A 22877-nucleotide genomic window follows, 5' to 3' on the forward strand; every position below is an offset into this window, starting at 1 on the left:
ATGGAGGTGACGGCAATATGGCATTCGAAGGATTGACGAGCCGGCTGCAGAGCGTGTTCAGCAAGCTGCGGGGCAAGGGCAAGGTTTCGGAAGACGACGTCAACGAAGCGATGCGCGAGGTCCGGCTGGCCCTGCTGGAGGCGGACGTCAACTTTAAAGTCGTCAAGGAATTCATCGCCAAAGTGAAGGAGAAGGCCGTCGGCAAGGAAGTGATGGACAGCTTCACGCCGGGGATGGTCATCATCGACATCGTCAACAAGGAATTAACCGAGCTGATGGGCGGCAGTCAGGCTAGGCTAGCCAAAAGCAACCGTCCTCCGACCGTCGTTATGATGGCGGGCTTGCAGGGTGCCGGGAAGACGACGACATCGGCCAAGCTGGCGAAGCTGCTGCTGAAGGAAAACCACCGGCCGCTCCTGGTGGCCGGAGACATATATCGTCCGGCCGCGATCAAGCAGCTGCAGGTGCTGGGCGAGCAGATCAAGGTGCCGGTGTTTACGCTGCCGGAAGGCAACAGTCCGGTGGAGATCGCCCGTCAGGCGCTGCAGCACGCGAAAGACAACGGCAACGATTATTTGCTGATCGATACCGCGGGCCGGCTGCACATCGATGAGGAACTGATGGAAGAGCTGCGGCAAATCCATGAGGTGACGAAGCCGGACGAAGTGCTGCTGGTCGTCGATGCGATGACCGGTCAGGATGCCGTCAACGTCGCGGAAAGCTTTAACCAGCAGCTCACTTTGACAGGGGTCGTGCTGACGAAGCTGGACGGCGATACCCGGGGCGGCGCGGCGCTGTCGGTTAAAGCGGTAACCGGCTGCCCGATCAAATTCGCCGCGCTTGGCGAGAAGATCGATGCCCTTGAGCCGTTTCATCCCGAGCGAATGGCGTCCCGGATTTTGGGCATGGGCGACATGTTGTCGCTGATCGAGAAAGCCCAGGCGAACATCGATGCCGAAAAAGCGAAGGAAATGGAACGGAAAATGCGCAACGCGGAATTTACGTTCGACGATTTCCTGGAGCAGATGGATCAGGTGAAGAAGCTGGGTCCGTTGGATCAGCTTATGGACATGATTCCGGGCATGGGTAAAATGAAACAGATGAAGGACATCAAGGTCGACGAGAAGCAAATGGGCCGGGTGGAAGCCATCGTTCATTCGATGACCAAAGCGGAGAAGCAAAATCCGGAAATGATCAATCACAGCCGTCGCAAGCGGATCGCCGCCGGAAGCGGGACGACGCTGGCCGACGTCAACCGCTTGATCAAGCAGTTTGACGAGATGCGCCGGATGATGAAGCAGTTCTCCGATATGATGGGGCCGAAAGGCAAAGGCAACAAAATGATGAAGCAACTGAGCAAAGCCGGAAAAGGCATGCGTTTTCCGTTCCGTTAATCGGCGGATCATTGATTTTTTGAAGGAGGTGAATTTCGTGGCAGTTCGTATTCGTTTGAAACGTATTGGTGCTCATAAAGCTCCATTTTACCGCATCGTGGTATCGAATTCCCGTTCCCCGCGTGACGGCCGTTTTATCGAGGAGATCGGTTACTACAACCCGGTTGCAGAGCCGGCAGTAGTGAACATCGACGAAGAGAAGGCGCTCAAATGGCTCCAAGACGGCGCGCAAGCGTCCGATACCGTTCGCAATCTGCTGAGCAAAGCAGGCGTAATGAAGAAGTTTCATGAGCTCAGACAGCAGAAATAATTGCTGATTCGGAGGGTCGTAAGTGGAACAATTAGTCAGCGTTATCGCGAAGGCTCTTGTTGACCATCCGGACGATGTTCGTGTGGAGGTTGTGGAGAAGGATCACCTGATTGTGTATGAACTGTCCGTGCATCCCGACGATGTGGGGAAAGTGATTGGCAAGCAGGGAAGAATCGCCAAAGCGCTCCGCACGGTCGTGACATCGGCAGCGGTCAAGATGGATAAGCGGGTTACCGTGGACATTATGTCTTAAACAACCTCTTAAAGATGTACGAAAGCGGGTTAGGATGTTTGTCCTAACCCGCTTTCGTACATGCTGAAGAATAAAGGACATGAATTTTTGCTCAAATGCTACCGATTGAATTTGAAGCGTGACTTTGTTAAAACGGCTGATCGTTTCCCCTGGTTACGAGCGGCAGCCGGTTCAGGATATTGGGAGGTTGTTATGTCGAATTCTTTGTTGACGGTCGGCAAAATCGTAAATACGCACGGGATCCGCGGGGAGCTGAAGGTGCTGCTGAAAACGGATTTCCCGGACGTGCGGTTTGCGCCGAATAGCCGTCTGCTGATCGTTCACCCGGAAAGCGGGGAACAACTGGCGGTCACCGTGCAAGCGTCGAGACCGTACAAACAGACGTACATCGTGAAATTCAGCGAATTTTCAGATATTAATGAGGTTGAAAAATTTAAGGGCCGGGATCTAAAGGTGACGAAAGCGGAAACGGTGGAATTGCCGGAAAACGAGTACTATTTCCACGAAATCATCGGCTGCCGTGTCATCAGCGACGAAGGCGAGGACCTCGGCGTGATCGAGGAGATTTTGCGCCCGGGAGCAAACGATGTGTGGGTCGCCAAGCTGCCGTCCGGCAAACAGCTGCTGCTGCCTGTCATCGACGACGTCGTGCTGGACGTCAATGTGCAGGACAAGCTGATTAAAGTTCACCTGATGGAAGGGCTGTTATAGGATGCGTGTGGATGTGCTGACGCTTTTTCCGGAAATGTTCGCAGGCGTGTTCGCCAGCAGCATCCTCGGCAAAGCGCAGGAAAAAGGGATCGTTACGCTAAATGCGATCAACTTCCGGGAGTATTCGGGGAATAAGCATGGGACCGTAGACGATACGCCGTACGGCGGCGGAGGCGGGATGGTGCTGAAGCCGGAACCGATCTTCGCTGCGGTGGAAGCTGTACGGGAAGGAAAACATGGTGATGCCGAGGGGAAGACCCGCTCACCGCGGGTTATTTTGATGTGTCCCCAAGGCGAAACTTTTACGCAGAAGAAGGCTGAGGAGCTTGCCGCCGAGGAACATTTGATCTTTATTTGCGGCCACTACGAAGGATATGATGAACGGATTCGCGAACAGCTCGTAACCGATGAAATATCCATCGGCGATTATGTACTGACCGGCGGGGAACTGCCGTCGATGGTCGTGATCGACAGCGTGACGCGCTTGCTTCCCGGCGTCTTGGGCAACGAGACGAGCGCGGTGACGGATTCGTTCAGCACCGGACTGCTGGAATATCCGCATTACACGCGCCCGGCCGATTTTCGCGGGTGGAAGGTGCCCGACATTCTGCTTAGCGGACATCATGCCAATATTGAGGACTGGCGGCGAAAAGAAGCGCTTCGGCGCACCCTTTTGCGCCGCCCGGACCTGCTTGAGAAGCTGGAACTGTCGCCTCAGGATTTGAAATGGCTGGAGCAAATGAAAACTCATCCTCCGGAAATTAAGGATTGAGCAATTTCTCCATGTCTGTGTCCGATGTGACCGTTAATCTATTCAGGGTCATCAACCGATCCCCGGGTTTTACGAAGCCCTGGTGGACGGTGAAGGCCATTCGGTAACCGTTTTCCTGGAGATAGTAAATCATTTGCCGGGTCTTCTCTCCAAATGGGTAGGCGAAGTAAGGAGAGTCGACCACTTTTTCTTTCATCATGGCAATATCCTTTTCCACTAACGAGGGGTCTTGTCCCGCAGCTTTCATTACCCCGCATTTCTCAAAGCCTTTGCGATGCAGATCGTAAGTATGGCTGTGAAACTCGAACACATCGCCCGCAGACTCCATTTCTTCCTTCGATAAATACGTTTTTTTTGCGGGATCAAAGGCTTGAGTCTGCTCTTCCAATTTACTGCCAATCACAAAAATGGCTGCCTTATATCCGTATTTTTTGAGGATCGGGTAGGCGTATATATAGTTGTTTTGATATCCATCATCAAACGTAATGACGACGCTTTTGGCCGGGAGGGAGATCTGCCCCCTGACGTATTGTTCCAGTTCGCTTAGCGAAGCCGTATAGTACCCCTGGTCATGTAGATAATCGATATCTTGCTCGAAGGCCTCCAAATTGATGACGGATTCGTTGCCCGGATACTTATTGTATTTCTTCGGCGTGATGTAATGATACATAAGTACGGGAACTTGCTCGGCAGTACCGGGTGCGACGGTAAAGCCTTCGGGCAGCTTAGGGTTTACTTCATGCTTTTTATGGGTCCAAGCGAACATCGTATTTTTGACCATGCCCCATGAGGTGCAAGCCTTACGTGATAATACGGTGTTCGGATGGGTCACCGCCACCGCATAGATCAGCACCAGAATGGCCAGCGAGAATAATGCATACTGCGAGATTCTTTTTCTCATTCCTTGATAAAACTCCTATCCTCTCTAATTGTCTAACATATCTATTTTATATAGTCTTGAAAAAAATGGGTTACGATTTGTTCGTAATTTGGATTGAAATGGAGTTGATCGGTGGTTAACGCACGTTTATGCGTTATTTTATTGGGAAAATTTTGCGCAGTTATGCGCGTCTAACTCTTGCAAGGGTACTCGTCTATAGCGTATAATAACATATGTCGCTATTGACAAGTGTTGAACCAACGTAAGGAAACGTTGATACAATGCTTAGTATCATCGGGGTATGGCGCAGTCAGGTAGCGCGCACCCTTGGGGTGGGTGAGGCCGTGGGTTCGAATCCCGCTACTCCGATTTAAACTAATAATATCAGGGGTTTTCACTGCTTTCTGATGAACAAAATAGAATGCGGTCAATAGCAGAAACGGTTTTGCAAAAATGGACTACACCCAACAGATTGACATCTGTTAAAGGGGGGTTCTTTTTTGTTTGATTTCGAGAACTGCCAACGGGGGTGGTAATTGGCCCGCCAACTAACCGATTAGATAAAGGCAAAAAGGAAAAATCGAATGTTCTAATTCGTTTCAACTAATAGTTCCTCTTGAGCACTAACTGCATTTTTTACTAATTCTGTATAAATCTGATGATAGTTCAACTTCCAGTTCAATAGGTTCAGCATTACATTATGTTGGAATTGCTTTTATAGGATTAGGTTTACTAGTGGGAGTATTTGTAATCACCTTATTGAAAGACCCGGATTCAAGTTCTTATTTTTCTGATCCTCATCCATTAAGATGGTTATATGGCATTGGAATAATTATTTCCACATCGATAAGCGGGCTTTTATTTATGGGGTTTTCTGAAGTGATCAAATTATTAATCAGTATTAGGGACAATACTAAAAGTTAATCTCTCGAAAAGTGATTTGGCGGATCATAGCAGGTATTGGCCGGAATCACCTGCTTACATTAATTACATGACAGCAAGTTTTGATTTAGATAAGATTGATTGCAGTAAAAATGCAGAATTTGTTTATATGTATGCTGGCAAAGAATTATCAGTAACATATGAAGTTGATTTTTCAAAAATTAAATAATTCTATTTGATTGACCCTTCAGAGGGTCTTTTTTTATAAAGATTTCTATATAAAAGAGTTGATTAAATGATAAGCCTAGAACGCTTAAAACTTGAAATAGCGGATTTGGATAAAAAGTTTACTGAAAATGAATAAATCCTTCATCGGCTGTTTATATTTACATTGAACATTATCCTTAAAAATTCATGAACACTTTACACTTCATACTAACCCCTTATAACTTTAATTAGTGAAATGAAAAGTTAGCGGTCGCGTCCGGGCATGCGCCGAAAATTAGATTTTCCTTGCTATGCCTATGGAATTATGATAAAATTCTCCTTGTTGTGAATTCGGTGGTCCGCTGCGGATGATGATGGAGAACATGGGGTTCTCCGGAAGAGGCATGAACACCTGAGTGGAAGGAGGGAGTCATAGATGAATATCGTACAAGCGATTACGCAAGAACAACTTCGCAAAGATATTCCGAGCTTTCGTCCTGGTGACACTTTGAAAGTGTTCGTTAAGGTTATCGAGGGATCTCGTGAACGTGTCCAATTGTTCGAAGGTGTTGTTATCAAGCGTCGCGGCGGCGGAATCAGCGAAACTTTTACGGTTCGTAAAATTTCCAACGGTGTAGGCGTGGAAAGAACTTTCCCGCTTCATTCCCCGAAAATCGATAAAATCGAAGTGGCTCGCCGTGGTAAAGTGCGTCGTGCGAAGTTGTACTATCTTCGTGCATTGCGCGGTAAAGCAGCGAGAATTAAAGAAGTGCGTCGTTAATTTTTTAACGAACAGGGGGCTTGTATCCATTCAAGCCCTTTTGCTGTTTTTAACGGAGGAATTTCCGTTTACATATTCCAATACAAAGTGAGGTCGCGATCCTTGGAGAAGCATGAGCAACCAAACCATCCGGACGATCGGGAAGTGCCAGGGCAACTGAATGATCACGATTCAAGCCCGCAGGAAACGGCTTCTGCCCCTACTTCGGGCAAAAAACAATCGAGCGAGGCCATGGAGTGGCTTAAGGCGATCGTGATCGCCGTCGTGCTCGTTCTTGTGATTCGTTGGCTTTTCTTTGCACCGTTTATTGTGGATGGCCCGTCGATGCAACCTAATTTTCATACGGGCGAAAGAATTATTGTAAACAAAATCATTTACGATATCCGTCAGCCGAAGCACGGGGAAGTCATCGTGTTCCATGTCCCGACCGAAGGGCGCGACTTCATCAAACGGGTGATCGGCGTTCCCGGGGACACGGTGAAGGTCGAAGGTGATACCATCACGGTCAACGGTCAGGTTGTGGATGAGACGTACATCAAAGAAGCCGTGAATGCGAAACATAAAAACAATGAGCTTTATAATACGGAAGCGGACTTTCCGAATGAGCGGGTTTCCGATGGAACCGTGCCTGAAGGATATGTTTTTGTGCTTGGCGATAACCGTTCCAACAGCACGGACAGCCGGAGCATCGGTTATGTGCCATTTGGCGACATCGTAGGGAGGGCAGATCTGGTGTTCTGGCCGCTTCAGGAGCTCCATTTCATTAAACATTAAAATCCGCGGCTAGAGGGCCATACTCGGAAGCTTGAGGTGAAGAAACATGACAATACAATGGTTTCCCGGGCATATGACCAGGGCCCGCCGGCAAATTCAGGAGAAGCTGAAGCTGATCGACGTGGTGATCGAACTGCTCGACGCCCGTCTTCCCTTATCGAGCCGGAACCCGATGATCGACGAGATTCTGCAGGGAAAACCGCGGCTGATCGTTTTAAATAAAGCGGATTTGGCCGATCCCGCGGTGACTAAGCAGTGGATCGCGTTTTTTAAGCAGGAGGGGCATACCGCCGTTGAGGCGGATGCTTCCAGCGGCCGAGGAATCAAGGAGATTCCGCAGCTGGCCAAAGAGCTGCTCAAGGACAAAATTGAAAAACAGCTGGCCAAAGGCATCAATCCGCGTGCAGTGCGGGCCCTGATTGTCGGCATTCCCAACGTCGGCAAGTCGACGCTTATCAACCGGCTAGCCGGGAAGAGCATCGCGGCGACCGGAGACCGTCCGGGCGTCACCAAAGGGCAGCAGTGGATCAAAGTCGGCACCGAAATGGAGCTGCTGGACACGCCGGGGATTTTATGGCCCAAATTCGAGGATCAAAACGTCGGTTACCGCCTTGCCGTAACGGGGGCGATCCGGGAAGAGATTTTGAATGCCGAGGATATCGCTTTTTTCGCGGTAAAATATTTGGTCAGATATTACTGGGAGCCGTTCAAAGCCAGATTCGAGCTTGAGCAGCCTCCCGGCGATTATGAAGACCCGGATGAAATCGTCGCCATTATGGAAGCGGTTGGCCGGAAACGTGGCTGTTTGCAAAGCGGCGGCCGGGTCGACCTTGAAAAAGCTTCAAAAATCCTGCTTCGCGAGCTGCGGGCTGGAAAAATGGGCCGATATTCGCTGGAGGATCCGAACGTATAAACCCGAGCGGTAAGGACATATTGCGGCGGAAGAAACGTAATAAGCGCAAGTCCCGGACATTTGGTTCGGGGCTTGCGCTTTTTAGTTTACTTATAACTCAACTTTCGCAGAGCGAAAATCAGCTTGAGTCCTTGAACTGAAGGTATTCAAAGAATTAAGATAGGCGGCTGGCAAAATAGAAAAACACCGCTTCGAATGGTAAAGCGAGAGTGACGAGCTTCTACTTTCAGACAGAAGAGGTGTCTTTCATTGTTATAGACCATTTAACGTATTGTTTTCTGGCTCAACCTTATAATCCTTGCTTGCCAGTCAAGCCGAAAACCGATCATGGCAAGAGACGCAGAAGGGCGTTGGAAGCTTGAGGACAGGGAAGACCGGTGGGTTGTTGGGCGGCAGATCAACACTCACTGTCCGGACGCTTTGCACGATTATCCCGTTTGATCAGGTAGCAGAGAAACAGACAAGCTCGGGAGAAGAAAATATTTGGTGGAGAAGCAGATAGGTTCGAAATAATTTAGACGGGCTAAGGAGAAGGAATCAGGTTTAGGGGAGGTGAAACAGACCGGACTAGAGATCAAGACAAGAGAGCAAGACAGGAGATCAAGACAGGAGATCAAGGACAAGACGTGAGGGAAACGAAAAGACCGTGATTTTGCTGTAGCCTGAACCCTTCCATTTGCAGCAACGCCCACACCGTTCATGCTAACTCACACCAATCAAGTTGATCCGCATTAAGCTAACCCCTACCCATTAAGTTGATCTGCGTCAAACTCCCACCGTTCCAACGTCTCGATCAGGCCGCAGCCGCAAGGGGCTGGTTCGGTTGGCGTGCAATCAGCCGGCGGTAAGGGATCGCCGGAATCGCCACACACATGCGCAGTAACTTCTGCCGCATGGTTTCTTCCGCTCCGGGCCGGCGCAGCGAGCGGCGTACGGTGTACTCGTTTAGGTACGCCTGCAGATGCTTCAATCCCAAGGCTATATACGTACTCTTCAGCGATTCCCACGCCTCTCTCACCACTTTCCGCAAGGGCGCATACAGCCGATAGGCTAGAGGGAACGACTGTACCGCCGATGTACGGACATCCACATGCTTGTTGATGAACGCGGCGAGTTCGTGACGGTTTGCCCTTTGTCCATCTCCTCTCTTATGCGGTACCAGCCGGATTTTGACCTGCTCCGGCTCGTCCGACTCCGTGACCGTGCATCCCGCTACGACCGCCGAGGCATACGGATGCGAAAACTGAAGCCGGGACGGATTACGCCCGTACAGATCGCTGTTCACCTTCACGTCTCCGCGGAGCAACTCTCGGGCATCGAACTCTCCCACGGCATGGCGTATTTTGTGCAGCATCAACCAGGCGGTTTTGTAGGTGACCCGGATCACCTTGCTCAGCCGCATCGCCGAGATGCCGTCCTCAAGCAAGAACAACTCCAGCGCCTTGAACCACTTGAGCAGGGGCAAATGCGTTCCTTCAAAAATCGTGCCGACCAAAGCCGACGTTTGATGCTTGCACTTTCCGCACTCGAACAAGGGGATATGCCGGGAAGTCAGACGGCTGCACTGAGTGTGAGCGCAGCGCGGGCAGACGAAGCCGCTTGGCCACTTCATCGCGATCAGCGCCTCCATGCAGGCCTGCTCGCTGTTAAAACGGCTGGTGAATGGTTGAAGTTCCGTTCCCGCATTGATGTCCATGTTCGCTCGCCCCCGAATCAAAAATTTACGAACTCATGTTCCATTTATTTCATTATACCAAACGTACGTTCTCTTTTCAAGCCGAACATTTCACCTGAATCGTCTCATTTTTTTCTTCTCACTTTTTTTGAACCCTTGCTCAAGCCCCAACCCCTGCTCCCTTAACGAAAGGGATAATCGTGCAAAGGCTGCAGGCAGGGACACTAAGACATCAAGACACCAAGTCACCAAGACATGAACCCTTTAGACAGCACCTCACCTGCCGTCGATTTGTGACACTGCTCGAAACGGCTACGGTGCAAAAGGGAGATGCGCTGACCTCGGCGGATCGTGACGCCCTCTTCATCGTTGATGCTTCCATGCTTCCATGTTTAAGCGGAATCGCAGCAAAGCGGTCGAGTTGCTTGCCCGATTTAGAGATCATGCCACCGGTACGTTTTACAAGGGATCTCATATGCTCTTAAACGACGAAGCAGCCCAAAAAGCCGGGAAGACACGGTCCGCCTCTGATTCAGCGTCAACTCCGGCAACGGATTGCTGCTTTACCCAGCTAAATCAAGACTTGTCTGCCGATTTTTTGCTGCGAAAGTTGAGTTATAATTATAAATTATCTATAATTGACATAAGGGGTGGTATATTTTACCAAAAACATCAGCTTGTACATCCAATTAAAGCCAAAGGAGATGGGAAGATTGAGTACGCGTCGCTTAATCAAGAACGGTTGCGTGTTGACGATGGACAGTTCTTTAGGTACCCTCCGGAAAGCCGACATTTTGATCGAGGATTCATTGATCGTAACGATTCAAGCCGACCTTGACGTATCGGATAGTGAGGTCATTGATGCCACGGACATGATTGTTATGCCGGGATTCGTGGACACCCATCGTCATGTCTGGGAGTCTTTATTGCGGACTGTCGGCGCGGACTGGTCGCTGCCGGTTTATCTGCAAAACATTTATTATGGCGGAATTGGCAGCAGACTGCGGCCCGCGGACAGTTATGCCGCCAACTTGCTGGGAGCATTGGAAGCGCTTAACGCAGGGGTGACGACCGTTTTGGACTGGACGATGATTTATTCGCCCGATCATGCTGACGAACTGATACGCGGCTTACGGGATTCCGGTATTCGCGCCGTATTCGCCTATGGTGTCTCCGGTGAAACCGAATATTGGAGCCGTGACAGCCAAAAGACCTTCCCGGACGATGTGTACCGCGTCAAAAGGGAATACTTTGCTTCCGATGATCAATTGTTGACGATGGGGCTGGCGATTAGAGGTCCTGAGTTTAGCAGTTGGGAGGCAACGGTTCGAGAAATCGGGCTTGCTCGGGAACTGAATGCGCTATGCTCCATGCATATTGGGTTCGGCAACTGGGGAGCGGACGACCGCTCTGTTGAGAAGCTTTATAAAGCCGGCTTGCTCGGTCCGGATTTGAATATGGTGCACGCCAACACGATGGGCTTTGACGAATACAAGCTGCTGGCGGATGCGGGGGCCTCGCTATCCGTTACGCCGGAAGTGGAAATGATGATGGGGCACGGCTATCCCGCCACCGGGCACTTCCTTGAGAATGGCGGTACCCCCGCGCTTGGCGTGGATGTCGTGACCTCAACCGGAGGGGACATGTTCACGCAAATGAAATTCGCGCTGCAGGCGGAGCGGGCAAGAGTGAACCAAGATATTCTGGACTCGAAAAATATGCCAGGAGAATTGAATTTGCAGGCCGGGCAAGTGCTGCATTTTGCTACCTCGGCAGGAGCCAGGGCCATAAGATTGGACCATAAAATCGGTATCTTGGCTCCGGGGAAAGAAGCCGACCTTATTTTGATTCGGACGACAGATTTGAACATGTTTCCCGTATCCGATCCGGTAGGCGCCGTCGTACAATTTGCCAACCCGGGCAACGTGGACTCCGTTTTTGTGGCCGGTCGTCCGCTGAAACGGCACGGGAGGCTTCTCAACGTCGACTTGAACCACGTGCGCAAACTTGCCGATGAAAGCAGAGAACATCTCTTGGCCTCATCTGCCGGCGCAAAGGAGGAATTCTAAAAGCGATTGAACAAGCTCTAAAAATGAAAAGGACTCTATACTTTTTAACCGTTTTAACCGATAAAAGATTTATCATCCGCAGGCGAGGACCAAACGCTTGATAAAACTTCCGTGACCCCTTAAGCTTAGAACAGGGTTAAATCGTGAAGGAGGCACTATGGACGATCTGTTAGTCTATGAAAAAGAGTATTGGTCCTCGCACCGTTACATAGCCGGAATCGACGAGGTCGGCCGGGGGTGTCTGTTTGGTGACGTAGTGGCTGCGGCGGTTATTCTGCCCCAGGATTTACTGCTTGAGGACGTGGATGATTCGAAAAAATTAAGCCCAAAAAAGCGGGAGAAGCTGTACGATCTCATTATGGAAAAGGCGATTGCGGTCGGAATCGGGTATGCCGATACGGCGACGATCGACCGGATCAATATCAAGCAGGCCAGCCGGTTGGCGATGAAGCGTGCGGTGGAACAACTTGACGTAGCTCCGGATTTTTTACTGGTGGATGCCGAAAAAGTGGATGTCGGCATTCCGCAGCTGGCGGTCATTAAAGGGGACGCGACAAGCCAGTCGATCGCGGCGGCCTCCATTATCGCCAAAGTGACGCGGGACCGCCTGTGCCAGGGCGAGTGGGATGCGCGTTATCCCGAATACGGCATCGCGGTACATAAAGGGTATGCAACCAAGCTGCATCGTGAGCAGCTTCAGGCTCTCGGGCCAACGCCGATGCATCGGAAAAGCTTCTTGGGCAAATTATTTGCCGAGGAGCAAACGTTGTTTTAAGAGGTTGTTCAAAAAGCTGAAAACCTGACTTTTTGAACTCGCATTTTAAGCAACCCGCCGAAGCGATGGCGGGTTTTTCAATATAACTTTTGAAGCAAGGGGGGAGTTTCATGAATATCGGACCGCTGCTGCGCAGTATGATGGGAAATGCCCAGGCGGGGGAACCCAAAACTCTGGAATTGAAAACAGGGCAGGTGGTCCGCGGAACGGTGTTGTCCGTATCCGAAAACGGTCAGGAAGCCGTCATTCAGGTACAGGGCGTCAAGCTGCACGCTGCGCTGGAAACGCCCATGCGCCCGGGGGAAACGACTTTGCTGCAGGTTCAGCCGGAATCCAAAAACGGATTGGCGGTGCTGAGACCGATGAGTTCCCTCCCGGGCGCCGAGCTGTCGGCGGCTTCCCTGGCCAAAGCGCTGCAATCTTTGGGACTGGAGGATACGGCGACGAACCGCGAGCTGCTGCAGTTGATGCAGAAAAGCGGTTTGCCGTTGACGAAGGAGAACGTATCGCAGATTTTGCAGGTGTCCGGGCAAAAGCCGGGCGGTGTGCCGCTGTCGGAGTGGATTCAGGCTGCCGGCATCGCTTTTAGCCGGGGGCTGCCGCTGACCGGGGAGACGGTGGCGGGACTGCATCAGGCGGTGTTTGGACCGCCGCTGCACGCGTTATTGTCTTCGCTGGACGAGCAGCTTGCAAACTTCCTTAGTCAATCGGCAGGAAAACCGGACGGGACGGCCGGATCAGGCGCAAGCGGCAGAAGCGCCGGAGGAGCGGTAGTGCAAGGGCAGCAGGCTCAAGCCGGGACAAGCGCCGCCGCAATGCCGGATGCGGCACCATCCGGCTCGGGAGCGGCCTCTGCGGGCGCTGCGGCAGTTGGTACTGGAGCGGCGGGAGCTTCCGCCCAGCCGAATCAAGCGGCCGGGCTCGTTCAGATGGCGATGCGGGGAGCACTTGCCGATGCTGCGATGGGGCAGACCCCGCAGCCGGGCAATCCGGGTGGCAGCGGCTCGGCCAGCCTGTCCGGCGGCGCTTTGGTGGCGAAGCTGCAGGCGGTGCTGGCGGAGCTGGATGTGGCCATGCTGCAGGAGGGCATGGCCGAAACGGCGCCCGGGCGAGGGACGGGCGCCGGCGGGGCTGCTCCCAGCGCGGGAACGCTGGGAGGGAGCGGTGCCGCCGCCGGAGGCGCGGCGGCAGCGCCGCAGGCGCAGGGCGAAGGGGCCGCTGGCCCTTCGCCGGCAGGCACGCGTCCCACCCCCGCGGCGGAGCCGTGGGTGGGGCGCGTGCTGAAGCTGCTCGGTGCGGAGCACGAGCAGCAGGTGCGCGCGGCCGCGCCTAGCGCAGCGGCGGCGCAGCCGGCGCAAGCGCAAGAAGCGCCGCCTGCGGCGGGCGCTTCGGCTAAGCCCGCCGGGGGCGCGGAGCACCCCGGCGGCCAGGCGCCCGGCAGCGGGCCTGCGGCGGCCGCGCCGGGCGGAGCCACAGGCAGCGCCGCGTCGCCTGTGGAAAGCCGCGCCGCGCAGGCGGACGCCCGCGCGGCAGGCGGAACGGCGCCGGCACCGGCAAACGCCGAGGAGGCGGCTGCCATGCGCAGCTCCGCCTTGGGCGGCGTCAACGCATCCGTCAACGTTTCAACCGCCCCCAATGCCACCAGCGGAGCCGCGCAAGACACGCTCAAAGGCTTGCTGCTGCAGATGGCGGTCGCCGACGATTTGCCCGCGCCACTCCAGGAAGCGGCCCGGCAACTGGTGCAGCAGCTGACCGGCCAGCAGCTGCTGCTCAATACCGACCGCACGGCGCCGTTTGCGCAGGTAACTATGTTCCTGCCCTTTTTCGGACCGGACGGCAAGCAAACCGCCTCGGTCCATATCGAATCGCGCCGCGGGCGCAAAGGCGAGCTGGACCCGGCCAACTGCCGGCTGTGGTTTGACCTGCAGATGAAGACGCTGGGCCAAATTATGGTCGACGTGCAGGTCGCCGACAAAAAGGTGCTGCTGAAAATATTCAGCGAGCAGGAAGCGACCGGCACATTTCTAGAATCCCGGCAGGAGGAAATCAGCGAAGCCTTGTCAAATGTCGGTTACCGGTTGCTGTCCATGAAGTCGGAGCCGCTGATTCCGGCGGAGAGCGAAGAAGGCGGCGCAACCGACTTTAGCCTGCCGCTGTCTTACGCCCCAAGCCCGTATAAGGGGGTGGATTACCGCGTATGAGCGAACAGCCGAAGAACCGTGCGTTTAAAAAAGCGGTAGCCCTAAAGTACGATCCCGGGCAGGGCGAGGCTCCGGTCGTCGCCGCCAAAGGAAGCGGACTGCTGGCGGAGCGCATTTTGGAGACGGCGAAGGAGCACGGCATTCCCGTGCAGGAGGATGCGGCGCTCGTCGAGGTGCTTTCCAAGCTCGATTTGGACCAGCAGATCCCTGCGGAATTATACGATCTGGTGGCGGAAATTCTTACCTTTATATACCGGTCCGACAAAATGGCGGAAAGAAGGATGTTCCTTGAATAACCGGGAGTTGAGCCCCATGGGCGGGGATGATCGAAAAGCGCGGGGCCGCGAGGCGGAACAAGCCGCAAGCGATTATTTGACCGCTCTTGGCTATGCCATCTTGAAGCGAAACTGGCGTTGCCGTTCCGGCGAGCTGGATCTGGTCGCCAAAGACGGGAACACGATCGTGATTGTGGAGGTGCGCAGCCGCAGCCATCGGGCTGCGGCTTTCGGCACGCCGGCCGAGTCGATCACGCCCCGCAAAATCAAGCAGGTCCGCGACACGGCCGCCGTGTACCTCCACCAAACCGGCCAAACCCTGGCCAATGTCCGCTTCGACGTCATCGCCGTCACGTATGGCCTTGGAGAAAAGCCAGCAGTGGAACATATCAAAAACGCTTTTTAAGAGGTTGTTCAAAAAGTGAGCCCAGATACTTTCCAAATTTCACGCAAAAGCTCAGGACTCCCAATTGCGCGCGATTTCCGCCAATCTATTGGATTTTTTTCCAATGAGAGGTGAGGGGATGAGAGGCAGGGGCAGCCAGCCGTCACCCTCTCACATCCAGCGGCCTCCGGTCCAACTGGCGGTATTGGATCGCTTCCGCGATATGCTCCGCCTGAATGGCTTGTTGGCCCTCGAGGTCGGCAATCGTCCGCGCCAGCTTGATAATGCGGTCGTAAGCCCGCATGCTGAGGCCGAGTGCCTCAAAGGAGGACTGCAGCAGCTTTCCGGCTTCGGGAGCCAGCGGGGCGAACCGCCGCAGCAGACTGCCGGATAATTCGCTATTGCGGGAAATTTCGCAATTTTTATAACGATCCATTTGGAGCTGCTTGGCCTTAAGGACCTGCTTGCGCATCGCTTCCGAACTGAGCGGCTGCTGGTCTTCCAGCCAGCCGTTTGGCTGCGGCACTTCGATGTGCATGTCGATACGGTCCAGCAGCGGGCCGGATATCCGCTCACGGTATTGGGCGACGCGCCAGGGGGTGCAGGTACAGCGGGGAAGCGGAGACTCCGCCCCTAAGTAGCCGCAGGGACACGGATTTAACGAACCCGCCAGCAAAAAATGGGCGGGAAACGTAAACGAGGCGCGGGAGCGGCTGATGGTCACCTGCCGTTCCTCCAGCGGTTGGCGCAGCACTTCCAGCACATTCCGGGAGAACTCCGGCAATTCGTCGAGAAATAAAACCCCGTGGTGAGCCAGGCTCACTTCGCCAGGTTTCGGAATGGAGCCGCCGCCGATGAGGCCGCCCGCCGAGATCGTATGATGCGGGGAGCGAAACGGGCGCCGTGTGATCAACCCCTGCTCCGTATCGCTTAGTTTGCCGGCGGCGCTGTAAACTTTGGTGACTTCGAGCGCTTCCTCCGGGGAAAGCGGCGGCAAAATGGAAGGCAGCCTGCGGATGAGCATCGTTTTGCCGGTTCCGGGCGGGCCGATCAGGACGATGTTGTGAAAGCCGGCGGCGGCGATCGTAAGCGCCCGTTTGATGTGGCGTTGGCCGAGCACGTCGCTGTAATTTTCCGGCGCTTCATATAACGCGTCAGCGGTTGATGGCAGCGGGCCTACTTCCAGGTGTCCCAGGGACGTTGACCGCAGCGGCGCCTTTTTTGCATCCTCTGGCCCTGCTTCTCCTTCTTTCCCTTCGGGAAAAAGTTCGTTTAAATGACGGAGCCCATATACCCGGATTCCCTTCAGAAAGAGCGCCTCGGCGGCATTTTCCCGAGGCAGCAGCACGGAGTTGAATCCTTCCCGGCGCGCGCGGTCAACCATCGACAGCACGCCGGGAACGGGGCGCAGCGTACCGTCGAGCGAGAGCTCGCCGATAATCAGCAGCTTTTCCTCCGGCGGCAGGGCGATTTGCCCGCTGGCCGTAAGTAGCGCAAGCGCGATCGCCAGATCGAAGGCGGCACCCTCCTTGCGCAGGTCGGCAGGCGCCAAGTTAATCGTCACCCGCTGCAGCGGAAACGTAAAGCCGCAATTTTTGACCGCCGCCCGAACCCGTTCCACCGCCTCGCGGACCGCGGAATCCGGCAGACCAACGATGTTGGTTTGAGGGATGCCGCTGGACAAATCCACCTCCACTTCGATCATCATACCGTCGATTCCGTATAAACAAGCACTGTACAATTTTCCGTACATAACAAAAAACACCCCTGACCCTGTATTTTCCGGCTTACAACAAAAACCGTCTTCAGGATAAAAGGTGCTTCCTTATTATCGCATCATAAAATAATTCAATTTCGAATTGCCAAGCTTGACTTTACCGATTATACCATACTTTAGAAATCCAAGGAAAGCTCCGCTTGACATCCCCAATAATATGGGTTAGTTTTGGAACAAATTCAAGCGATCATTTCGGTAAATATCATAGAGTAAGCTTTTCTAACACACAAGGAAAGAAAACGCTTGATTTTGCCCGTTTTTTATTCTCCCGGGACAATAAACCGTCGGGCCTTTTGGTAGAGGAGAACATTGTGGCCGTTCTTTCGCCTGGGTTACCATTAATGAAACTGATCGACATCAGGAGCATTGGGAGGTAACGAATTATGGCATTGAAACAGACATTGACGGTCATCGACGCGCTGGACAGCGCTCATGTAAATGGTGAAGCGGTAAAACAGTTGTTCTCCTCATTTCCCGGCGTTTCCGTAACGGTTCAAACCGTAACAGGGGAAAAAGGAAGCACGGATTTCATTAAAGTTGTGATCCCGGGCGCAAACGGCAAAAGCAGCGGCGGCAGCGCGCCGACGTTGGGGATTGTAGGGCGGCTTGGGGGAATTGGCGCAAGACCGAGCCGGATCGGGATTGTTTCCGACGCGGACGGCGCGGTGGCGGCAATCGCTTCGGCTTTGAAGCTGGCCGACATGCAATTGAAGGGCGATACCCTGCCGGGAGATGTGATCGTAACGACGCACATTTGTCCCGATGCGCCAACTTTGCCGCATGAACCGGTTGACTTCATGGATTCGCCGATCGATATTCTCACCATGAACCGCCATGAAATCGTACCGGAGATGGACGCGATTTTATCGATCGACACCACGAAAGGCAACCGCGTGATCAATCACAAAGGGATCGCCATCTCCCCGACGGTGAAGGAAGGGTACATTCTCCGCATCAGCGAGGATCTGCTGCGAATCATGGAAATGACGACAGGGCAGTTGCCGGTCACCTTCCCGGTGACGATGCAGGACATTACGCCTTACGGGAACGATCTGTATCATATTAACTCGATTTTGCAGCCTGCCGTGGCCACGGACGCCCCGGTGGTCGGCGTCGCGATTACGGCGCAATCGGCCGTACCCGGTTGCGGGACGGGGGCCAGCCATGAAGTGGATATCGCCCAAGCGGTGCGTTTTGCGGTGGAAACGGCCAAGGAAGTGGGGAGCGGGACCTGCCGCTTCTATAGTGCCGAAGAGTTTGCACACATCACCAAACTTTACGGTTCGATGAAAGTGCTGCAAACGATGGGGAAAGAGACGGCGGTCCAGAAATGATCCGGACGGGCCTGGAACTCGTTCCTAAATTAGGCATGATCACGATCGGCCAGGCCCCGCGCACCGATGTGGCCCCGTTTTTGCTGAGGCAGCTCGAAGGACGGGCTGAACTGGTGCAGGCGGGGGTGCTGGATGGCTGGAGCCTTGAGGCAATCGAAACTGAGCTGTCTCCTGCTGGCAGCAGTTACATGCTGACCTCGCGGCTGGCCGACGGTCAGGCGGTGGTCGTGGCCCGCGACAAAATCATGCCCCTGCTGCAGCGAAAAATCGCCGAATTGGAGGCCCAGAGAATCCGCCATATCCTGCTGCTTTGCACGGGCGTTTTTCCTGGGCTGCAGGCGGCATCGGCTCATTTGATCGAGCCGGACCGCGTCCTGACCCCCGCCGTGGCGGCGCTGGCGGGGAATCGCCGGCTTGGCGTGATCTGTCCGCTTCATGGGCAAGCCGATGCCCTTCAGGCGAAATTCGCGGAATACGGCGTCGAACCCGTTTTCGCTTCGGCATCGCCTTATACCGGAAATTGGCAGGATTTTGCCGCTGCGGTCAAAGAGCTGAAAGGGCGGGCGGACGTTTTGCTGCTGGATTGCATGGGGTATACCGAAGGACACCGAAACTGGGTAACCGCGTTGTCCGGGCTGCCGACGATTCTGTCCAGCTCGCTGATGAGCAAACTGGTATCCGAAGTGATCGCCTGAACGAAGAACGGCGGCTTTGCCCGGCAAAGCGCGCCGATGAAAGGTGACAACCATGAACGAGATTATTGTGATGTCCAGCAAGAAACTGCTGGCTGAATGCCTGGCGCTTAAGGCCGGGGAAAACTTTTTGGTGGTGGCGGATGGACCCAAAAAAACGTTGGGCGAGTTGCTGCAAAAAGCCGGCCATGAACTCGGCGCGGAATCCGTGCTGCTGGTGATGGAGGAGCGCTCCCGGTCGGGGGAGGAGCCTCCGGCGGCGGTGGCCGCGGCCATGGAGGCCGCCCAGGCCGTCGTATGCGTTACGGAGCACTCGCTAACGCATACGAATGCCCGGAAAAGAGCGGCGGCCGCGGGGGCAAGGGTGGCCACGATGCCGGGGATTACGGAAGATATGTTTCTAAACGGGGCGGTGACAGCCGATTATTTGCAGGTTAAGGAATTGACCGAACAATTAACCGCCAGGCTGACCCAGGCCCGTCTTGTGCGGATTGAGAAAGCGGGCCGCGCGTTGGAATTTTCCATTGAGAACCGGGACGGCGTTCCGAGCACGGGCATGTTTGTGGAACCGGGGCAGTCGGGCAATCTCCCTTCCGGAGAAGCTTATATCGCTCCGGTAGAGGGCAGCGCGTCGGGGCAACTGCTGGCGGACGGTTCCGTGGCCGGTTACGGCGTGCTTGCCGCCCCGCTTTTGTTAACGGTGGAGCAGGGAAGACTTGTCCAAGCGGAAGGCGACGGAGCCAAGGAACTGCTGGAAATGCTGGGCGATGGCGACGGACGCTGGCTTGGCGAGTTTGGCATCGGCACCAACGACAAAGCGCGTATTACCGGCGTTGTGCTGGAGGACGAAAAAGTATTCGGCACGATCCATGTCGCTTTCGGCAGCAACAACACGTTTGGCGGCCAGATCGCGGCCGGGGTGCATATCGATATCGTTGTAAAGGAACCGGACGTGTATTTGGACGGTGAGTTGATCATGTCGCAAGGAAAACTTATTTAAAATGATGTCAAGCGGTGCGAAGGGAGGCCGGTTCATATGCTGGGAATCATACGAGTTATCACTTTGCAGGACCGCCGGGATGCGGAATTGCATGGGGAACTGATCCGTCAAAAATACGGGCTTGACGTCAGGAGCGCCTGCATTCCGGACCAGCCGAACGGGGTTTATGACGAGCGGACCGAGCGGTTGGCCGTGCCTAAAATCATCGCTTTGGCGAAACGGCTGGCGGACGAAGGATGCACGGTCATCGGCATCAGCTGCGCGGCCGATCCGGCGCTGGAAGAATGTCGGCAAGCGCTCCCGGTTCCGGTGCTGGGGGCGGGCTCTTGTGCGGCTCATCTAAGCCTTACCCAAAGCACCCGCGTCGGCGTGCTGACCATTTTGCAGGAGACTCCGCCGTTAATCCGTTCCATTCTCGGGGACGCTTACGTTGGTATGGACCGTCCCGAGGGGGTCACGACCACCTTGGATTTGCGGACAGACCAGGGGCGGGAAGCGGCTTTCGAAGCGGCGCAAAGATTGGCGCGGCGGGGAGCGAGGAGCATTGTGCTGGCTTGCACCGGATTTGCGACGATCGGCTTTGCCGCGGAATTGAAGCAGCGGCTTGGGGTGACTGCGTTTGATCCGATTGCTTCGTTGGGAGCCGCGGCCGTTATGGCCGAGCAGCCCAACAACGGTTTTAGTAGTTTTCAACACTAGTGAACAGGGAAGGCTGGTGGGTTGGCCGGAAGATCAACATCCCCTATCCGGGCGCTTTTGCACGATTATCCCATTTGATCAGGAAGCAGAAAGAAGATCAATTCAGGAGAAGAAGATATGTTTGGGAGAAGCAGACTGGTTCGAGATCATCAGACAGATTTATGAGAAAGAACCTGCAACCCTCTCCCCTGAACGAAAGGTATAATCGTGCAAAGCAGCATGCAGGGGACACCAAGGCACGAATGCTATAGAGCCGCTTTAGCCACTTACCTCAACCACCTCAGTCTGGCATCTTCCATATTATCGGTCCTATAACCCTTCGGACCTTCTGAAAGTAAATAACGTGTCTTATAATTCATAACAAGCGTTCGATTGTGCTGATGGTACAAGTTGGACGCTTATTTTTTCGACATTTTTTGCCATTTTGATTTTTTTAAAAGCCGTCTTCTGGTACACTAGCATGAAATATTATTTTCTGCGACGTTGGCACAAGAAGGGGGCGAAGATATGGAAAAAAATACAGGAACCACCGTCAGGGAAGTGCTTAACCTTCCGATCTTGCGGCAGGCCAAAGTGCTTAGCGGGCATAAAGGCTTGGATCGCGTCGTTCAGTTCATCGATATTATGGAAGTGCCCGAGCTTAAGGGATGGGTCAAGGAAGGCGTGCTTATTTTGACTACGGCGTACGCAATCCGCAACGAACCGCTGCAGTTGACCGAGCTTGTCCGGATCTTGCATGCTTCCGGCGGAGCGGCGCTGGCGATCAAGCCGACGCGTTTTTTGCAGGGGATTCCGCAGCAGACTTTGGATGTCAGCAACGAAATCGAACTGCCGATTATTGAAATTCCGGCGGAAATTCCTTATACGGACATCACCAGGCCGATCATGGAGCTGATTTTGGACCGTCAGGCCGCCTTGCTTCGCCGTTCGGAAGAGGTATACCGCACGCTCACCGCCATGGTGCTGGAGAACAGCGGGATTCAGGCCGTCAGCGACAGCGTGTCCGGCTTGCTTCGCGCTCCCGTCAAGGTCGTGGATACGGAAGGAAATACGATTGTGTCTTCGCCGGCGGAGCTGCACTGGGAAGAGGCGGATTCGCCGTTGCAATGGGGGATCACGGTGGACCGCCGCCAGGTGGCCAAGCTGCTCGTAGCGAAAGACAGGCTCGATGAAATGGAGAAGGTATGTATTGAACAAGCCCGGATTGTGCTGGCGCTGGAAATTATGCGCGGGAAAATCGTGGCGGATACGGAGCACCGGCTGCGCGGAAATTTCATCGATGAATTGCTTACCCCGCCCGTTCCTTCCCGGCATGAAGTGGAGCAGCGGGGCCGCAAGCTCGGCATGCATGTGGAACATCTGTGGGAAGTCGCCGTTATCGAAGGAGATCAGGCTCCGGATGAGGAAGAGTTGCTGAAACGGCTGGGGGAGGAAGCCAGACTGCGGCGGGTCAGCCCGCATGTTGAGTTTCGTTCGAACCGCGCCGTCCTGTTCCTGCCCAGCTTGGACGTAAAAAGAGCCGAGGATTTGCGCAACGTGCCGAAGCCATGGGCGGACACCTTGCTCGAATGGGTTGGCGATAAAGCGTTGGGGGCGACGGGCAGCCTCGTAGGGGTTGGAGGCAAAAAATATTTGTGGGAGATTTACGACAGCTATACTGAGGCGCGCAAAGCGATGGCCGTCGCCCGCCGCATGCCCCGGGAAACGAAGGTCATCCGCTACGAAGAGGTGGAGATCTATCATTTGCTGGGAGAGGCGATGCAAAAGACCGATTTCAGCAAGCTGTTTGAGCGGAAACTCGGCGCTTTGCGCCGCTATGATGAAGAGCATAACGGGGATTTAATGCGCACCTTTCTTTGCTATTTGGAGACCCGCGGGAGCTTGATCGAAACCGCAAGCCGGCTGTATATCCACCGCAATTCCGTGAAATACCGGATGGAAAGAATCAAGGACATTACCGGATTTGATTTAAGCGACGCGCGCGAGGGGCTCGTATGCCATTTGTGTTTAATCTATTTTTATTTGCATGATAATACAGCCGCTGATCTATAACTTCCATTTCAAGTGTAATATATTCTAACTTTTAAAGACATATTCGTCCTAAGGATACAAACAGGG

Annotated in this window: 21 protein-coding genes, 1 tRNA gene and 1 pseudogene; 20 read left to right on the forward strand and 3 right to left on the reverse strand. The window is 54.2% G+C overall.

The window, feature by feature from the left end:
- Nucleotides 1–17 precede the first annotated feature (17 nt).
- The 5 genes from ffh to trmD all read left to right on the forward strand — a co-directional run bounded on the left by ffh (nt 18) and on the right by trmD (nt 3440).
- A complete protein-coding gene (gene ffh / locus EHV15_RS22180) occupies nt 18–1394 on the forward strand; it encodes a signal recognition particle protein (RefSeq protein ID WP_128633128.1) in 1377 nt (458 codons plus the stop codon).
- A gap of 37 nt (nt 1395–1431) precedes the next feature.
- A complete protein-coding gene (gene rpsP / locus EHV15_RS22185; RefSeq protein WP_009222977.1) occupies nt 1432–1704 on the forward strand; it encodes a 30S ribosomal protein S16 in 273 nt (90 codons plus the stop codon).
- Nucleotides 1705–1726: 22 nt separating this feature from the next.
- Complete coding sequence (locus EHV15_RS22190) at nt 1727–1957, forward strand: KH domain-containing protein (protein ID WP_128633129.1); 231 nt, start codon at nt 1727–1729, stop codon at nt 1955–1957.
- A 192-nt stretch (nt 1958–2149) separates the two neighbouring features.
- The gene (gene rimM, locus EHV15_RS22195; protein ID WP_128633130.1) at nt 2150–2668 is read left to right on the forward strand and encodes a ribosome maturation factor RimM; all 519 of its coding nucleotides are present in this window, start codon (nt 2150–2152) and stop codon (nt 2666–2668) included.
- 1 nt (nt 2669) lies between these two features.
- Nucleotides 2670–3440, forward strand: coding sequence for a tRNA (guanosine(37)-N1)-methyltransferase TrmD (gene trmD / locus EHV15_RS22200; protein WP_128633131.1), 771 nt, complete (start codon nt 2670–2672; stop codon nt 3438–3440).
- On the opposite strand, the gene EHV15_RS22205 is transcribed toward trmD, so the two are convergent.
- Nucleotides 3430–4341 carry a polysaccharide deacetylase family protein gene (locus EHV15_RS22205; RefSeq protein ID WP_128633132.1) on the reverse strand — a complete coding sequence of 304 codons (912 nt, stop codon included), beginning with the start codon at nt 4339–4341 and terminating at the stop codon, nt 3430–3432. The genes trmD and EHV15_RS22205 overlap by 11 nt on opposite strands.
- Before the next feature lie 274 nt (nt 4342–4615).
- Between EHV15_RS22205 and EHV15_RS22210 the strand changes: the two genes are divergently transcribed.
- The 4 genes from EHV15_RS22210 to ylqF all read left to right on the forward strand — a co-directional run bounded on the left by EHV15_RS22210 (nt 4616) and on the right by ylqF (nt 7877).
- Nucleotides 4616–4689: transfer RNA gene (locus EHV15_RS22210), tRNA-Pro, on the forward strand.
- 1156 nt (nt 4690–5845) lie between these two features.
- Entirely contained in the window at nt 5846–6190 is a 345-nt protein-coding gene (gene rplS, locus EHV15_RS22215; RefSeq protein WP_036622198.1) for a 50S ribosomal protein L19, read from the forward strand.
- A 231-nt stretch (nt 6191–6421) separates the two neighbouring features.
- Complete coding sequence (lepB, locus tag EHV15_RS22220; protein WP_128635476.1) at nt 6422–6964, forward strand: signal peptidase I; 543 nt, start codon at nt 6422–6424, stop codon at nt 6962–6964.
- A gap of 46 nt (nt 6965–7010) precedes the next feature.
- Entirely contained in the window at nt 7011–7877 is an 867-nt protein-coding gene (ylqF, locus tag EHV15_RS22225; RefSeq protein ID WP_128633133.1) for a ribosome biogenesis GTPase YlqF, read from the forward strand.
- Nucleotides 7878–8670: 793 nt separating this feature from the next.
- On the opposite strand, the gene EHV15_RS22230 is transcribed toward ylqF, so the two are convergent.
- Nucleotides 8671–9573, reverse strand: coding sequence for a transposase (locus EHV15_RS22230; protein ID WP_128633134.1), 903 nt, complete (start codon nt 9571–9573; stop codon nt 8671–8673).
- 263 nt (nt 9574–9836) lie between these two features.
- Here EHV15_RS22230 and EHV15_RS38400 point away from each other — a divergent pair.
- From EHV15_RS38400 to EHV15_RS22260, 6 genes and pseudogenes are all read left to right on the forward strand, one after another.
- A pseudogene (locus EHV15_RS38400) lies at nt 9837–10033 on the forward strand (IS4 family transposase); the annotation flags it as partial.
- A 232-nt stretch (nt 10034–10265) separates the two neighbouring features.
- A complete protein-coding gene (locus EHV15_RS22240; protein WP_246061738.1) occupies nt 10266–11621 on the forward strand; it encodes an amidohydrolase family protein in 1356 nt (451 codons plus the stop codon).
- A gap of 157 nt (nt 11622–11778) precedes the next feature.
- Nucleotides 11779–12396, forward strand: coding sequence for a ribonuclease HII (locus tag EHV15_RS22245; protein ID WP_128633136.1), 618 nt, complete (start codon nt 11779–11781; stop codon nt 12394–12396).
- 110 nt (nt 12397–12506) lie between these two features.
- Nucleotides 12507–14597: a flagellar hook-length control protein FliK gene (locus EHV15_RS22250; RefSeq protein WP_128633137.1), complete on the forward strand. Its 2091-nt coding sequence runs from the start codon at nt 12507–12509 to the stop codon at nt 14595–14597.
- Nucleotides 14594–14893, forward strand: coding sequence for an EscU/YscU/HrcU family type III secretion system export apparatus switch protein (locus tag EHV15_RS22255; RefSeq protein WP_128633138.1), 300 nt, complete (start codon nt 14594–14596; stop codon nt 14891–14893). Before EHV15_RS22250 ends, EHV15_RS22255 begins: the two co-directional genes overlap by 4 nt.
- A 16-nt stretch (nt 14894–14909) precedes the next feature.
- A complete protein-coding gene (locus EHV15_RS22260) occupies nt 14910–15278 on the forward strand; it encodes a YraN family protein (protein WP_128633139.1) in 369 nt (122 codons plus the stop codon).
- A 142-nt stretch (nt 15279–15420) separates the two neighbouring features.
- Here EHV15_RS22260 and EHV15_RS22265 read toward each other — a convergent pair whose 3' ends face one another.
- A complete protein-coding gene (locus EHV15_RS22265; RefSeq protein ID WP_128633140.1) occupies nt 15421–17010 on the reverse strand; it encodes a YifB family Mg chelatase-like AAA ATPase in 1590 nt (529 codons plus the stop codon).
- Between the two features lie 407 nt (nt 17011–17417).
- Between EHV15_RS22265 and EHV15_RS22270 the strand changes: the two genes are divergently transcribed.
- The 5 genes from EHV15_RS22270 (at nt 17418) to EHV15_RS22290 (ending at nt 22811) form a co-directional block, all read left to right on the forward strand.
- Nucleotides 17418–18368: a DUF1177 domain-containing protein gene (locus EHV15_RS22270; RefSeq protein ID WP_128633141.1), complete on the forward strand. Its 951-nt coding sequence runs from the start codon at nt 17418–17420 to the stop codon at nt 18366–18368.
- Nucleotides 18365–19063, forward strand: a complete 699-nt coding sequence (locus tag EHV15_RS22275; RefSeq protein ID WP_128633142.1) for an AroM family protein — start codon at nt 18365–18367, stop codon at nt 19061–19063. Before EHV15_RS22270 ends, EHV15_RS22275 begins: the two co-directional genes overlap by 4 nt.
- Before the next feature lie 52 nt (nt 19064–19115).
- On the forward strand, nt 19116–20060 hold the full coding sequence (locus tag EHV15_RS22280) for an aminopeptidase (protein WP_128633143.1): 945 nt from the start codon (nt 19116–19118) through the stop codon (nt 20058–20060).
- A 36-nt stretch (nt 20061–20096) separates the two neighbouring features.
- Entirely contained in the window at nt 20097–20759 is a 663-nt protein-coding gene (locus tag EHV15_RS22285; RefSeq protein WP_128633144.1) for an aspartate/glutamate racemase family protein, read from the forward strand.
- A gap of 507 nt (nt 20760–21266) precedes the next feature.
- Complete coding sequence (locus EHV15_RS22290; protein ID WP_128633145.1) at nt 21267–22811, forward strand: PucR family transcriptional regulator; 1545 nt, start codon at nt 21267–21269, stop codon at nt 22809–22811.
- Nucleotides 22812–22877 lie beyond the last annotated feature (66 nt).

The sequence above is a fragment of the Paenibacillus oralis genome (assembly GCF_003863965.1).
GTDB classification, from domain to species: Bacteria; Bacillota; Bacilli; order Paenibacillales; family Paenibacillaceae; genus Fontibacillus; species Fontibacillus oralis.